Genomic DNA, 15,575 nt, shown 5'->3' with positions numbered 1-15,575 from the left:
GAAGTATGAAAGCAACAGAAAAAAAATTGGTTGTAGGACTAGAAGTTGGTACATCAAAAGTACTTGCTCTTGTTGGTGAGGTTCTTCCCGATGGTATTATTAATATCATTGGTGTAGGGCACTGCCCATCAAAAGGCGTTGATAAAGGTGGTGTTAACGATCTAGAATCTGTGGTGAAATCAATCCAACGTGCTGTTGATCAAGCTGAGCTAATGGCAGATTGCCAAATATCTTCGGTTTATTTAAGTCTTTCTGGCAAACATATTCGTTGTCAAAATGAAATTGGTATGGTGCCAATTGCCGATGAGGAAGTGACCGCCGAAGATGTTGAAAATGTGGTGCATACAGCAAAATCAGTCAGAATTTTAGATGAACATCGAATCTTACATGTTATTGCCCAAGAATATTCCATTGATTTACAAGAAGGAATAAAAAATCCGATTGGTTTGTCTGGCGTACGTATGAAAGCTAAAGTGCATTTAGTCACTTGCCATAATGATATGGCTAGAAACATTGTAAAAGCGGTTGAACGTTGTGGTTTAAAAGTTGATCAGCTTATTTTTTCTGGCTTAGCATCGAGTTATGCAGTATTGACTGATGATGAAAAGGAATTAGGCGTCTGTGTTATTGATATGGGCGGCGGCACAATGGATGTGACGGTGTATACAGGTGGTGCTTTACGTCATTCTGTTGTCATTCCTTATGCGGGAAATGTTGTTACTAGCGATATCGCTTATGCCTTTGGTGCCCCGCCAATGGATGCTGAAAATATTAAAATTCGCTATGGTTGTGCTGTCGGTTCATTAATTGGTAAAGATGAAGTCATCGATGTACCGAGTGTCGGCGGTAGACCATCTCGTTCTTTACAAAGACAGACACTTGCTGATGTCATAGAACCTCGTTATTCTGAACTTCTTTCCTTAGTTCAAAAAGAATTACTTTCGCTACAAGACGAACTAAAAAAACAAAATGTCAAATATCAACTCGCAGCCGGTATTGTATTAACTGGTGGTGCAGCTCAAATTAAAGGTATGGTTGAGTGTGCGGAAAAAGTTTTTCAAAATCAAGTACGTATAGGTCAGCCTTTAAATATTTCGGGCCTAACTGATTATGTACAAAAACCTTATTGTTCAACGACAGTTGGGTTATTACACTATGGGAAACAGAGTTTATTAAATGATGATGGCAAAGATAGTGACAAATCATCATTAAAAGGGATAGCTAAACGTTTGACCGGTTGGTTTAAAAAAGAATTTTAGCTAATATATTTCAAGAACTTCGTGGACATTGTAGACGGTTATCTGTACAATGTTCTAAGATCGTATAATTGGAGATAAGTTATGTTTGAGCCTATGGTTGCAGATGATGAACCAGCAGCAGTCATTAAAGTTATTGGTGTTGGTGGTGGCGGTGGTAACGCCGTTGAACACATGATTGCTGAACATATTGAAGGTGTAGAATTTTTTGCGGCAAATACAGATGCACAAGCATTAAAAAGAATTAAGGTAGGTCAAACTATCCAAATCGGTACCAATGTAACCAAAGGACTTGGTGCTGGTGCTAATCCTGAAGTGGGTAGAAATTCTGCCGAGGAAGATCGTGAGGTCATTCGTAGTGCTATTGAAGGCGCTGATATGGTATTTATCGCAGCGGGAATGGGTGGTGGAACAGGAACAGGTGCTGCCCCAGTCGTTGCTGAAATCGCTAAAGAGTTAGGTATTTTGACCGTTGCTGTAGTGACAAAACCATTTGGTTTTGAAGGTAAAAAGCGTATGGCTTTTGCTGAGCAAGGTATTGCTGAATTAGCTAAGCATGTTGATTCACTTATTACTATACCAAATGATAAATTACTAAAAGTATTGGGTAGAGGCGTTAAGTTATTAGATGCTTTTGCGGCAGCAAATGGTGTATTAAAAGGTGCGGTACAAGGTATTGCAGAATTAATTACTAAACCTGGTCATATCAACGTGGACTTTGCCGACGTTAGAACAGTGATGTCAGAAATGGGATATGCCATGATGGGATCAGGTCGTGCAAGTGGTGATAATCGAGCTGAAGAAGCTGCTGAAATGGCCATTTCTAGCCCATTATTAGAAGATATTGATTTATCTGGTGCGCGCGGCGTCTTAGTTAATGTTACCGCCGGTTTAGATCTTGGCTTAGAAGAATTCGAAACAGTGGGTAGTACAGTCAGAGCATTTGCTTCTGATAATGCCACTGTTGTTGTCGGGACAACTTTTGATCCTGATATGTCAGATGAAATTCGAGTTACTGTTGTTGCAACAGGCATTGGTATGGATAAGCGTCCAGAAGTTAAAATTGCTAAACCAATTTCACAAAACTCGCTATTTGGTCAAAGCAGTAATTTAGGACATCAAGAAGAGAAATTAGCTAAAGTGGTTAATGAGCAAAGCATTTCTCCTCTTGAAGAAAATAAAATTTTAGATATTCCTGCTTTTATCCGTAAGCAAGCGAATTAGTGTTGAACTTATTTGGTTTTTTATTGTCTAATGTCAATAGAAACAAATAGAATAGTAGGTGTAAAGTGAAACAAAGAACATTAAAAAGGACAATACAAGCAACAGGTGTTGGTTTGCATACCGGCAAAAAAGTTACTTTGACGTTACGCCCTGCGCCTGAAAATACAGGTGTTATTTATCGTCGTACTGATTTGAATCCATATGTTGATTTTCCGGTGGATGCAAAATCAGTGCGTGATACTATGCTTTGTACATGCTTAGTGAATGAAGATAACGTTCGTATCTCAACTGTTGAGCATATTAACTCAGCGCTAGCAGGTCTTGGCATCGATAACATTATTATCGAAGTTGATGCGCCTGAAATCCCAATTATGGATGGTAGTGCAAGTCCGTTTGTTTATTTACTGCTTGATGCAGGTATTACCGAGCAAAATGCACTTAAACGATTTTTACGCGTTAAAGAAACTGTTCGCGTTGAAAATGGTGACAAATGGGCTGAAGTTAGACCATATAATGGGTTTAGATTAGATTTTACTATCGATTTTCATCATCCGGCAATTGATAGTAGTTCACAACGTTATCAGTTGGATTTTTCGTCTGAATCATTTATTCGTCAAATTAGCCGAGCAAGAACATTTGGTTTTATGCGTGATATTGAAGCATTACAATCAAAAGGTTTGTGTTTAGGTGGTAGTTTAGATTGTGCAATTGTGGTTGATGACTATAAAGTCCTTAACGAAGATGGCTTGCGTTTTGAAGATGAATTTGTTCGTCATAAAATGCTCGATACTATCGGTGATTTATATATGTGTGGCCATAATATGATTGGCGAAGTCGTTTGTTATAAATCTGGTCATGCTTTAAATAATCAATTATTACAAGCTTTATTAGCAAAACAAGATGCGTGGGAATATGTCACTTTTACCGAAGAGCAAACTGTTCCACTTGCTTTAGGTACGCAGCAACTTGTTTTAGCTTAAAAATTTAAATACATTTATTTATCTAATAAGCGCTTCCATACAGTAATGGAAGCGTTTTTTATTTTTAAATCAGAAAGAGTTTTCCCTATGAATACTAGTCATTTTTTTGCTCATTTGTCACGATTAAAATTGATTAATCGCTGGCCTTTAATGCGTAATGTGAGAACTGAAAATGTATCTGAACACAGTTTGCAAGTGGCTTTTGTTGCGCATGCTTTAGCTATTATTAAAAATAAACGATTTAATGGTAATGTTAATCCGGAACGAATTGCATTATTAGCTATGTATCATGATGCATCAGAGGTTATCACGGGCGATTTACCCACACCAACCAAATATTACAATCCACAAATAACGGTTGAATATAAAAAAATTGAAAAAATAGCACAAAATAAACTCATTAATATGTTACCCAAAGAGTTACAAGACGATTTTAGATGCCTAATTGATGATGATTTTTATACTGAAGAAGAAAAAAGCATTGTGAAACAAGCTGATGCTTTATGTGCATATCTTAAAACAATTGAAGAGTTAAGTGCGGGTAATAACGAATTTAAACTGGCAAAACAGCGCCTTAAAAAAACTTTATCTGAGCGAAGTAGCCCTGAAATGGATTACTTTTTAGATGTTTTTGTACCAAGTTTTAATCTTTCTTTAGATGAGATCACCGCATAAAGGGTTGCTATGTCGATTTGATGATGCTCTTTTTTGAAAAAACAGTAGAGCATCATCTTTGTCTGGTTAGTTTCAGTGATTAAAAACTAATTTTTGTAAGAGCCGTAATATAATTTGAATTTCTTTTACTCTCACCAAAGTATTGATAATTAACATTCACATCAACTAAATTATATTTATAGGTGATGCCACTAGCAAAGTTATATTGATTTTTGCTACGGTTGGATGAGTAGGCACGCATTTTAGATAAATTATCAATGCCATTAATAGTGATATCACTATCAAATTCATCATTACTCAAATTAAATGCATAACCGGTTTTTGCGGTTAACAATAATTGACTATCCTGATTTTGCCAAACTAAATAATTCGCTGTTAAATCGACAGGAATCAATAATGATGAGTTAGATGATTTAGCATATTTAACTAAATCAATACTGTTATAACTGACATCATGTGCGCTATTTTCAGTATGCACATAAGTTAAACCAATCGCAGGTGTTAATGTTAGTTGATCAGTACTTTGCCAGTCATAACCAATCGAACTACCAATATTCCACGTATTACTATGGAATTTTTCTTTGATAGTATTGTGATTGTCGTCTGCTTTTAATCGGTTTTTTCCATAAGAGTAGCCGGCGTAAGTTGATGCAATGATATTTGTTGGTGATTTATAAGTAGAATAAAGCTGAATTTGATAATTATTGATATCTGAATCATTGGATGAAGCTGCTTTATTTTTATAATCACCTGACGAATAACCGATTGCTGAACCTACCAGTAGGTTATCTAGCAACTCGTTGTCGTATCCCATCATAAATCCGTTAGAAGAGTATTTATAACCAGAAATACCATCATGGTTATCGGTATTTTCATCATGATGGGTAAGGTTTATCCATAAATTATCATCATTATTGACTAATTTTTTATTTTGAAAATATTGTCCAACTTGTTTGTCTAAGATTGATTTCGTGTAATTGAAGTTGTTAAGTGCAATTTCAGACAAGTGTAAACCCTGATTATTATTATATAATCCAGCTAAGGTGCGATTAAATTGTAAACTCGTGCCACGATTTTCAATAGCTAAATTACCTCGTCCTATTGCGCTTAATATTGCCCAGTTTAAATCGCCAGCTAACGATTTATCAGAAATAACACTGCCTTTCTTAGTCGGATTATAGAATGATTCATACGAAACTTTAGCTACATTTTGTGCAAATCGTTTTGCTACATTTTTTGAATTAGTACCGACTTGTTGATAATAACGGGAAATTTGACGATCAGCAGCAGCTTTTGTTTGAGCGGCATTACTAAAGTCAGTGACATTAGTCGCGTTAACAAATTTTAACTCATTGCCTGTTAATTTAAAGTTCAGATCGCCATAAATGTTTTGAATAAGTGCTTTTGTTTCATTATTCTGAATATTAGCAATTTTCAAAGAATTATTTGCTGATAATACGGTGGCATTAGCTTCAGAAGAGGTATATTTAAATGCGTTCTTTAAAAAGTCATCTGTTGCAGAAAATTTTGCTGTTGTATTAACATTAACATTATCACCATTAATTTCATTAATCTGTTTGGTATCAGAAACCCCAAAACTAATAATGCCATCAATATTTAATTGTGATGTTCGGTTAGTTTGATCACTAATGAAAAGAGAGCCTTTAGAGGATTCGATTGTCGCATTTTTACCGATATATACCTGTCCATTTGATGCCAGTTTGACAAAACCATTACCTCGGCTAGCACTTAAAATACCTTGATCAATCACGTTGAAATTACCACCAAGGCTGACATCAACAGTCCCTCCTCGCATAATGATCATTTTACCGGTCTTACCTATGGTCACAGAAGACTTATTGATATCGTTATTGGTCGTTTCTAGTACTGTTTTTGCTCCGATGATTTCAATATCACCACCAGTTAAATTAAAGCTACGAGTGATTAACTTAGCTGGTGCTAGAGCGGTACCGGCTAAATGATTATCGCCACTTCGAATATTGGTATCGCCATCTACTTTTACGGTGGTTTTACCTGTCGTATTTACGCCTGTTCCCATGACATTACCAGCCAAAATCATGAGTCCGCCTCTTTCTTTATCTGCACCTAATTCAACATTAATATCGCCTGTTACATGAACGTTAATGTCTTGATTGATAGGGTTATATGGATAATCTTTATGCAACCCTAAATATTGAGTAAAGAATTTTGTATCAAATTTACCAATCCATGTATCATTATGAATTTGAAAGTTACCATTGATGTTCATATTGATATCACCTGCGGCAAGTGAAGCTGTTTCACTATCGGTTTTACCACTAAAACCTAAGTGAAATGAACCATCACTATTAACAGTCAAACCGTCAGAAACGTTAATATTAACCGCATTAGTAGTACTGTTAGTTATGAAATAACGTTCATTAATCTGGTTAAAAGGTAAAATGACATCAGAAGAAGCGACATAGTTATAAGCTTGTGCTTGATTGGCACTAAATACTGTGATGATTAATAAAGAAATTGATTTGAGTTTCATGGTTTATCTAAAAATCCTTTTAAAAATGAGGATAATAAACCATCAATAATAATAATCAATAATTTTTATTTCTTGACTGTTATTATTTTATAATCAATATGTTAATTAAAAATAATCACAAATTAATTCTGATAAGTATAACGTTTTACAGGTCTACCAATGGATAAGTAGGTCAAATGACTTTCCAGCTCTTCACGTTCTTCTAAGTAATCAAGATATTTTTTTAATGATATGCGCGATAATGGTATTAACTCGACAATATCGCTCATCGAAAATTCATGATTATAGTGAATAATAGTTTCACGGACTTTTTTTAATGTTTGGCTATCAATTCCTTTGGGTAACTCTTTATGGTTTATCGATGGTTTGGCAAAAATACGATCGTCTAATTGATGTTGATTAAGTATTTTTGATGATGACAATAAACGTACTCGTTCTTGATATGAAATAAGTGCAGTTCTTAAACGTTCAAAGGTAAATGGTTTGACAATATAATCAATTACGCCCAAACGTAATGCTGTTTGGATATCACTGGTATTACATGCTGCTGTCACCATTATAATATCAATTTGTGGATAACTGATACGAATATGTTGTAACAACTCAAGCCCATTAAGTTTAGGCATAAAGACATCGAGTAAAATAAGATCTATATGATTGTCATGAATAAAATGGAGTGCTTGTTCGCCATTACTCACATTGGCAATTAAATGAAATCCTGTCATCCTTTGTAGGTATTTTTTATTTAACTCCGCCACCATTGGATCATCTTCAACAATCAATACATCAACCATTACTCTTTCTCTCTATAAAGTTCACAAAGTGGTAATGATACTTTAAAACAAGCCCCTTTTTTATTAATTGGATCACACAATTGAATATGCCCACCAAGTTCATCAAGACTAGCTAATACTAAATAAAGTCCTATACCTCGGTTATCTCCTTTGGTTGAATAGCCTTTGTTAAAGATATATTGTATATCTTCTTGTGCAATACCTTCTCCATTATCAATGACTTCAATTTCAAAAATTTCATGACTTATCACTAAATTAATAATGATCTGTTTATCATCTAAAAATTGAATAGCATCTAATCCATTATCGATGAGATTGCCAAGAATGGTAATTAAACTGTGGGTCACAGATATATTCGGGATGAGTTTTAATTCACCTTTAACATTTAAAGATAATGATATACCGAGCTCACGAGCTCGACTAAATTTGCTATTTAAAAATCCCGCAATAATAGGATCTTTTATTGTTTGACTAATTAGCTTAGATTCGGCTTGTTTGTTACCTATTATCTCTTCAAGATAATCGATTAACTCTTGTTTATTATCATTAAAGGCTAACCCATAGATAACATGTAATTTATTATTAAATTCATGAGATTGTGAACGTAATGCATCAGCATAACGATTCACCCCCGTTAGGTTTTCGGCTAATTGTCGTACTTCTGTCATATCCCTAAATGAGGCAATCGCGCCAACAAGTGATTCTTTTACAAATAATGGTGTTCGGTTAGTTAAAATAACAACGCCATTGATGTTTTGTTCACAATCATATTCAGGAATACCTGTCATCATGACATCACACAATCGAGTATTGGGAATAATCTTTGCAATTGGATAGCCGATAATATTATCTTTGCTATCTGGTAAACGTAATATTCTTCTCGCTTCGTCGTTAATTTGAGTTATCAGCCCTTCACGATTAACAACCACAATACCTTCTTTAACTGTTCGTATAATTGCATTTCGTTCTTCAAATAAGTGAGCCATCTCTAATGGTTCGAGTCCATATAATATTTTTTTTATGTTTCGAGAAAGTAAAGACGCTAAGATAATGGCGATGATTAATGATGCGACTAATGATAACCAAATAGGTTGACTGGTTTTGGCTGCTGAATGATTAATTTTTTTTAGCGTTTGTCCAACTAGAACCCCCCCAATTTGCTGGTGTAATTGATTGAAAATAGGTCTAAAAGCACGCACTGAATCGCCTAAGGTTCCTTTGGCAATGGATGAATAGGATTCGCCTTTTAATGCCGGTTGCTCATCGCCGCCAACAATAAGTTGCCCAATTTTGTTTTTATCTGGATGGGAAAGGCGTATGCTTTGCATATTAAAAATAACCACAAAATCGACTTGAGTCATTATCCGTGCTTGTTCAGCAATAGTTTGAATGGAGGCTAAATGTTCTGGTGTTGGGGTTTGCATTTTATGGATGATGTCATCGGATGTTGAGATGATATTAGCAATATTTTCAACCCCTTGACGTGAATGCATTAAATATTCGTCATTAACAACATGTACAATATAAATATTTTGGGCAATAACCGATAGTATAAATACCAAACAAATTAAGCTAATTAATTTAATTTTGAGTGTTAATCGATTAAAAAGATACTTCATATTCATCATTCATGCTAAATCATTAATAGTTTGATTATATTAACTTATTAATGGTGAAAACCTACTACCCAATTATTTTGATAGTAGGTTTTGATTGTTAAGTTTAGTTATTGATCCTCTATTACTTATTCACTTTTAGCCGCATTTTTCACACTTTCGGCTACGACTTTGGCGACATTAGGCTCAAAAGCGTTGGGTAATATACACTCTACAGATAATTTATCGGGTGTAATAATGTTGGCTAAACCTTTAGCTGCCGCTAACTGCATGGCTAATGTAATATTTTTGGCTCTCGCGTCAAGCGCACCTCTAAAGATGCCGGGAAAAGCCAGTACATTATTAATTTGATTCGGATAATCACTGCGCCCTGTTCCGACAATGTAAGCGCCAGCGGCTTTTGCTTCATCAGGAAAAATTTCGGGTGTCGGATTTGCCATTGCAAAAATAATTGCTTTTTCTGCCATGGTTTTGACCCAATCGGCTTTTAAAACCCCAGGTGCAGATACGCCAATAAAAACATCGGCATTTTTTACTGCATCTTCAAGTGTACCTTTTTGTTTTGATTTATTTGTTCTTTTGGCTATCGCTAAATGATGAGGTGGTAGGCTTTGATCATCTTCAGATAAAATGCCAATTTTATCGACGATTTTTAGATCGGTAACACCTGCAGCTAAAAGCATATCGGCAATAGCTAAACCGGCAGCTCCACCGCCGTTAATAACAACTTTGGCCGATTCAATTGTTTTACCCGCCACTTTTAAAGCATTATATAACGCGGCTAAAACAACAATAGCTGTGCCGTGTTGATCATCATGGAAAACAGGGATATCTAATATTTCTTGCAATCTTTTCTCAATCTCAAAACATCTTGGCGCGCTAATATCCTCAAGATTAATTCCGCCAAAAGATGGGGCTAATGCTGCAATATGCTTAACTAACTCATCAGGATCTTGCGTATTGAGTGATAATGGAATGGCATCAACATTAGCAAATTTTTTGAATAATATCGCTTTGCCTTCCATGACGGGTATTGCTGCTTCAGGCCCTATATTTCCTAGCCCTAATACCGCTGAACCATCAGTTATAACCGCAACCAGATTGCGTTTGCTGGTATACTCATAAACTGATTCAGGATTTTTAGCAATTTCAGTACACACTGCAGCAACTCCAGGGGTATAAGCCACACTCAAATCCGACATAGAGTTAACCGGGACTTTAGCATTTATTTCAAATTTGCCATGCATTTGTTTACTGATAGCTAAGGCTTTTTCTTGCACTGTTGTCATAATTATTCCTTTTTAATTATACTCAATCAATTTTTTATAAGAGGTTAGATAATTGGATATCTAAACTGTTAACCTAATCATGTAACATGATAATTATTAATTATTTTAACTCATCTTTTTTGCGACTACATATGTAAATATCTTAATAGTGCTGTTGTGCATATCACCATTAATGCGCCTCCTAATCGCGTTGCGACTTGCGCAAAAGGCATTAGATTCATTCGATTAGCGGTTGAAAGTATCGCAACATCGCCTGTTCCCCCCATACCACTTTGACAAGATGAAATAATCGAGGCTTCAACAGGGTACATTTTTAGGAAGAAACTACATACAAAACCGGTCATAGAAACAGTTAATACAACCGAAATGATGGTTATAAAATAAGGCACGGTTAATACATTGACTACACTACCTAAATCAATATACAACAACCCTAATCCTGCCATTAATGGGAAGGTAAAATTGCCAGAAATAAACTTATACCATTGCTGGCTACCCCGTTCTACACTTTCAGGCAGCAAACGGAAGTATTTCACTATTGCAGTAGCAATGATCATTAAAACTGGTCCAGGGAAGTGAGTTATCTTTTCTAAAATCATACCGAAAATAAATAAGGTAGCTAAAATCATTATCGCACCGCTCATGGCTCTAGCATCTAATGGTGTTTTATCTTCTTTTAATGCGTCGGCAAGTCCATCAAATTCAATTTTGACTAACTGACCATGACCACTTAACTGTGGTTTTAACTCACCGATTCGACTCATAATAGCGGTGAAAGTAATAGCAAAAAAGTTACCTACAACGGTTGCTGGGATTAATGCACTCACAAAGGAATCATAATTTTGATTAAGGATATTACTATAAGCATTAGATAGCTGTAACACACCTTCACCGATTCCGCCTGCCATCACTGGGGATACTGTGTAGAAAAATGCATGTTCCCATGTATCACCAAAAGCGACAGCAACTGCAACGCCTACAACAGCTGCGATGCACATGCCAAGCAGCATAGGAATCATCATACGAATAAAACCTTGAATCAAAATGACTCGATGCATACCAAGAATACTACCACAAACTAAACTCGCAATATAAAACAGCAGGAAATTAGAATCCTTCATTAACATTTTTGTGGCGGCTAATGTGTTTTCATCAAAAACGCCATAATATACAAGGATTGAAGGCACAATTAAGGAAAGTATAGCTGGTGCACCAAATTTTTTAAAAAAGGGAATATTTTGCCCAATAGTGCCTAAACACCATCCAAGGGGTAAAATCACCGCAAAACCACCAATTAATGTTTTAGGTAACATGTTCAACTGGGCTGCAATGATAACAATAATTGAGCACACAATAAAAATTGGTAAGGGTAACGAACCAATATAAATTTTATTTTCTTGTATTTTCTGCATCATGCCCATAACTGTATCTCTCCTTTCTGTCATTTTATTATTTCTCTAAATAACAGTAGTATAGTTATACAGTTCGAAATCAGAAGAATATGAAACTTATCTAACTCGTTTTGTAATTAATGTAAGTAGTTAATTTGTTTTTATGTTCGTTATTTTACCAAAGCCGTTAGCCATCAAGCAGTTTTGACCGTTTTCACTAAGTAAAAAACCAATAAATAACTTCGCCATTTTATGAGCTGGTTTAAGTAAGGCAATACTGTAATCTATAGCAGGATTAAACTTGTCAGGCAAATTAATCATAGCTAATTTCGGATTTTGTAAAATTGTTTGTGCATAATTAGCATAACCGATATAGGCGTCAACGGTGTTGTTTAGTAAAAAAAATTCAGCCGGATGCATCGCTTTAGGGATATGACTCTCTAGTGATCCCCCGACTAATTGTTTTGCGCGGTGTTTTAATTGCTTACCCATACCCTCATAGTAGGTACCTATGTTATCAAATAGCTGAAAAGTATAATCTCCAGAGGGATCTTTTTGCGGAGTAGACATACCAATACGTGTTTCAGGATGTAATAATAATTTGATGATATCGCTTGATGTCCATTTTGATTCATTTCTGACGGTGACACATAAGCGATTATGGGCAAAAACATAATCAGATATAGCCTTTCCGTGATCTATGAGTGTTTTAGGATGCAACGTGTTAGCCGATGCAAATAAATGAATATTATCGTCAGGCGTTTTCTGCAATAGTTTTTCACATAGTAATCCAGCCGGTCCAAATTTTATATGAATTTCGGTTGAAAAGCTTTGTTTGAATAGTTCGGCTAATGCAGGAAATGCAATACGTAAACTTCCCGCTGCATAAATATTAAGTGTTGTCATAATGATTACTCAATGTGTAAAGAGGAATGATGGTTTGGCAGTCAGAAAAAACTATTTTTTTCATTGTGATGTTATATAACTGGGTTAATTGTGTCTCGGTTAACAACGTTTGGGTGAGACCATATTGATAACCTGTTTCATCAAGTAATAATACTTTGTTAGCTAAACTCATTGCATGAGCTGGATCATGCGTTGTAAACACAATAGTTAAATTTTGTTTCTGTACTAATGAGGACAAAATGTTTAACACTTTATGTTGATTATGTAAATCTAATGCACTTGTTGGCTCATCGAGTAATAAAATGTTAGATTCACTCATTAATGCCCGAGCAATAAGCACTAACTGTTTTTGACCGCCAGAAAGCTGTGAAAATAGGTGATGACTATAATGTGCTAATCCAAATTGAGCTAACTTATCTTCAACTAACTGCAAAAGGTGTCGATCGGGTTTTCCAAATAATCCCCATTTTTTAGCACTTCCCATTACCACAATTTCCCATACTTTATAATCTATATTAGGCATAAAATTTTGTGGGACAAAGCTGCAACAATGAGGATTGTTAATAGTGCCACTTAAAGGCTTAAGCGTTCCCATTAACGTATTAAGCAAAGTACTTTTTCCTCGGCCATTCACGCCAAGAATAGCGATAATATCATTGGTATGAATTGTAATATTTATCGCAGTAGTTAAGGGTTTACTCTGTTGATAACCACAAATTAAGTTATGTGTTGTTATAATCGCTGATGTCATTTTAGAATTTCTGTAAAATTTGGTGTCGTAATAACAAAACAAAACAAGGCGCACCAACCAGCGCTGTAATAATACCGAGTGGTATTTCAGCCGTGCTGAGGGTTCGTGCAATATCATCAACAATAATCATAAAAGCACCACCTAACCAGAATGTTATCGGCAGTAGTCGTTGATGATTACTACCGACCAATAATCGCGCGGCATGAGGAATGATTAATCCTACCCAGCCAATACAACCACTTACTGCCACTTGCATAGAAATAATTAAGGTACACAAAATTAAAATTAACCATCGAGAAAAAAGAATTGATATACCTAAATTTTTAGCTTCACTATCCCCTAATGATAAAATATTTATTCGCCAACTTAGCCGGATTAATAAATAGCTAGCAATAACAATTGGAATGGCTAATGTCATTAATTTATCCCAATTAGCGGTGGCAAAACTACCTAATAACCAAAATACAATATTGGGGAGTGTTTCTTCACTATCGGCCAAGTATTGTATTAAACTCACCAGTGCGTTAAAAAAACCACTTAATATTAATCCAACTAATACTAGAACTAGCACATTGTTTTGTTTGATAACGTGAGTTAATAATAAGATTAAAACTAGTATTAATAGCCCAAATGAAAAAGCTGAAACCATCAGTCCAAAGGTTGAAAAATTTAACAAAATGGCTAAAGTCCCACCAAAAGCCGCGCCTGATGTTACGCCAATGACATGAGGATCAACAAGCGGGTTATAAAATAACCCTTGTAATACGGCGCCGCAAATTGCTAATCCTGCACCTGCAAGAAAAGCTAATAAAATTCGTGGCAATCTTACTTGCCAAATGACTTGATTATCAACCACCATTGTTTGATCTATTTGTGATGTTGGCAATGAAAGCAATACATGGATAACTTGGCTAACAGATATTGAATAGTGTCCAATAATTAATGAAACAACTATTAATATTATGGTTAATATAATCAGGCCAACATGTGAATGGCGATAGGAAAAGCTGATCATATTATATTGTTATTCCCCATGATAGTTGACGCGATAAAATCGCCAATAATAATCATTGGCTTGTTTTTGCATATCGATATCTTTAAACAAATCTGGGTAAAGTTTTTTTGCCATCCAAAGCTCACCGATGGCTAAAGCTTCAGGCATAGGATATCCCCATGCTTTTGCGTATTCGGGCATTAAATAGACTTTATTTTGTTTAACGGCATCAATATTTTTCCATAAATCATCGGATAAAATTGTTTGAACGACTTGTGGATATCGATCTTGCACAAAGATTACTTGTGGATTCCATTGTAAGACATTTTCTATCGAAACTTGTTTAAAGCCTTGAATCGTTGCTGCAGCAACATTAATGGCACCTGCATGTTCCATCATTAATCCAGTATATTTGCCCGAACCATAGGTGGTGAGATCTGGATTAGCCATATAAACGCGTATGCGTTTTTCAGGTGCTATACGTTGTAATCGATCTGTGACAATTTTTCGATGCTCAAAAGAATAGTTGATTAAGTCCTCGGCTTCATTGTTAGCATCAAGCACGTCACCAATTAGGCGTATCGCTTGTTTTAATCCTTCATTGTAAGTTGTCTCTTCATCAACCATAATGGGATTTATTTTATCTGCCTGTGATGCTATATCTTTGCGTAACGAGATAGCAATAACTGGAATGTTGAGTTTTTCAATTTGATCGATAACCGCTTTGGGCATGTAGTTTGTGACAAATACAACTTGTGGTTTGAGAGCAAGTAAACTTTCGATATTAACCGAAGTTAGATCGCCCGGTGTCGATAGGTTAGACAAATTTGGAGCAAATCTGACAAAGTCTTTTCCTAATAATTTTTGCCAAGAAGACAAAACACCCACAAGGGTTTGTTGACGGTTTAGTTGTACAATTAGATTTAATGTTTGATGTTGCAAAACGACTACTCTTTCGACTTTATCTGGGATTTGAACAGTACGGTTAAGTTGATCAGTCACTTGTTTAGCTTCACAGGTGACTGTTAAGCATAGTGATAAAAACAATCCAAATGGTAGTAAAAACTTTTTATAAATTTCCATCGTTCATCCTAATAGACATATAATGTGTTAATTAATAATTAATTAGTTTAAAATTATATTCGCTATATAATTTTAAATATAGC

Annotated in this window: 13 protein-coding genes; 4 read left to right on the top strand and 9 right to left on the bottom strand. The window is 35.3% G+C overall.

From position 1 onward, the window contains the following. Positions 1 to 5 precede the first annotated feature (5 nt). From ftsA to yfbR, 4 genes are all read left to right on the top strand, one after another. Positions 6 to 1,259, top strand: a complete 1,254-nt coding sequence (gene ftsA, locus J3U56_RS03970; RefSeq protein WP_267333542.1) for a cell division protein FtsA — start codon at positions 6 to 8, stop codon at positions 1,257 to 1,259. A 93-nt stretch (positions 1,260 to 1,352) separates the two neighbouring features. Further along, positions 1,353 to 2,480 carry a cell division protein FtsZ gene (gene ftsZ / locus J3U56_RS03965; protein ID WP_416379582.1) on the top strand — a complete coding sequence of 376 codons (1,128 nt, stop codon included), beginning with the start codon at positions 1,353 to 1,355 and terminating at the stop codon, positions 2,478 to 2,480. A gap of 65 nt (positions 2,481 to 2,545) precedes the next feature. Beyond that, positions 2,546 to 3,460: a UDP-3-O-acyl-N-acetylglucosamine deacetylase gene (gene lpxC, locus J3U56_RS03960; protein WP_065633869.1), complete on the top strand. Its 915-nt coding sequence runs from the start codon at positions 2,546 to 2,548 to the stop codon at positions 3,458 to 3,460. Positions 3,461 to 3,547: 87 nt separating this feature from the next. Then, positions 3,548 to 4,135 carry a 5'-deoxynucleotidase gene (yfbR, locus tag J3U56_RS03955; protein ID WP_065633868.1) on the top strand — a complete coding sequence of 196 codons (588 nt, stop codon included), beginning with the start codon at positions 3,548 to 3,550 and terminating at the stop codon, positions 4,133 to 4,135. Positions 4,136 to 4,214: 79 nt separating this feature from the next. Here yfbR and J3U56_RS03950 read toward each other — a convergent pair whose 3' ends face one another. The 9 genes from J3U56_RS03950 to J3U56_RS03910 all read right to left on the bottom strand — a co-directional run bounded on the left by J3U56_RS03950 (position 4,215) and on the right by J3U56_RS03910 (position 15,492). Further along, positions 4,215 to 6,668 (bottom strand): autotransporter outer membrane beta-barrel domain-containing protein, encoded by a 2,454-nt coding sequence (locus tag J3U56_RS03950; protein ID WP_267366795.1) that lies wholly within the window; start codon positions 6,666 to 6,668, stop codon positions 4,215 to 4,217. Between the two features lie 122 nt (positions 6,669 to 6,790). Continuing rightward, positions 6,791 to 7,462 (bottom strand): response regulator, encoded by a 672-nt coding sequence (locus J3U56_RS03945; protein WP_267333539.1) that lies wholly within the window; start codon positions 7,460 to 7,462, stop codon positions 6,791 to 6,793. Then, complete coding sequence (dcuS, locus tag J3U56_RS03940) at positions 7,462 to 9,081, bottom strand: DcuS/MalK family sensor histidine kinase (protein ID WP_267333538.1); 1,620 nt, start codon at positions 9,079 to 9,081, stop codon at positions 7,462 to 7,464. Before dcuS ends, J3U56_RS03945 begins: the two co-directional genes overlap by 1 nt. Positions 9,082 to 9,206: 125 nt before the next feature. Beyond that, positions 9,207 to 10,367 (bottom strand): NAD(P)-dependent malic enzyme, encoded by a 1,161-nt coding sequence (locus tag J3U56_RS03935; protein ID WP_267366793.1) that lies wholly within the window; start codon positions 10,365 to 10,367, stop codon positions 9,207 to 9,209. 125 nt (positions 10,368 to 10,492) lie between these two features. Next, positions 10,493 to 11,812, bottom strand: a complete 1,320-nt coding sequence (locus J3U56_RS03930; RefSeq protein ID WP_267333536.1) for a 2-hydroxycarboxylate transporter family protein — start codon at positions 11,810 to 11,812, stop codon at positions 10,493 to 10,495. A gap of 96 nt (positions 11,813 to 11,908) precedes the next feature. Next, complete coding sequence (locus tag J3U56_RS03925; RefSeq protein WP_267366791.1) at positions 11,909 to 12,664, bottom strand: substrate-binding domain-containing protein; 756 nt, start codon at positions 12,662 to 12,664, stop codon at positions 11,909 to 11,911. After that, positions 12,651 to 13,415 (bottom strand): ABC transporter ATP-binding protein, encoded by a 765-nt coding sequence (locus J3U56_RS03920; RefSeq protein ID WP_267366789.1) that lies wholly within the window; start codon positions 13,413 to 13,415, stop codon positions 12,651 to 12,653. The genes J3U56_RS03925 and J3U56_RS03920 overlap by 14 nt, the downstream gene beginning before the upstream one ends. 1 nt (position 13,416) lies before the next feature. Then, a complete protein-coding gene (locus tag J3U56_RS03915) occupies positions 13,417 to 14,430 on the bottom strand; it encodes a FecCD family ABC transporter permease (RefSeq protein ID WP_267366787.1) in 1,014 nt (337 codons plus the stop codon). A 9-nt stretch (positions 14,431 to 14,439) separates the two neighbouring features. Then, the gene (locus J3U56_RS03910; protein ID WP_324101508.1) at positions 14,440 to 15,492 is read right to left on the bottom strand and encodes an ABC transporter substrate-binding protein; all 1,053 of its coding nucleotides are present in this window, start codon (positions 15,490 to 15,492) and stop codon (positions 14,440 to 14,442) included. Between the last annotated feature and the right edge of the window lie 83 nt (positions 15,493 to 15,575).

The sequence above is a fragment of the Gilliamella sp. B2824 genome (assembly GCF_026536245.1).
Taxonomy (GTDB): Bacteria; Pseudomonadota; Gammaproteobacteria; order Enterobacterales; family Orbaceae; genus Gilliamella.
This window is presented reverse-complemented; position numbering and strand designations above follow the sequence as displayed.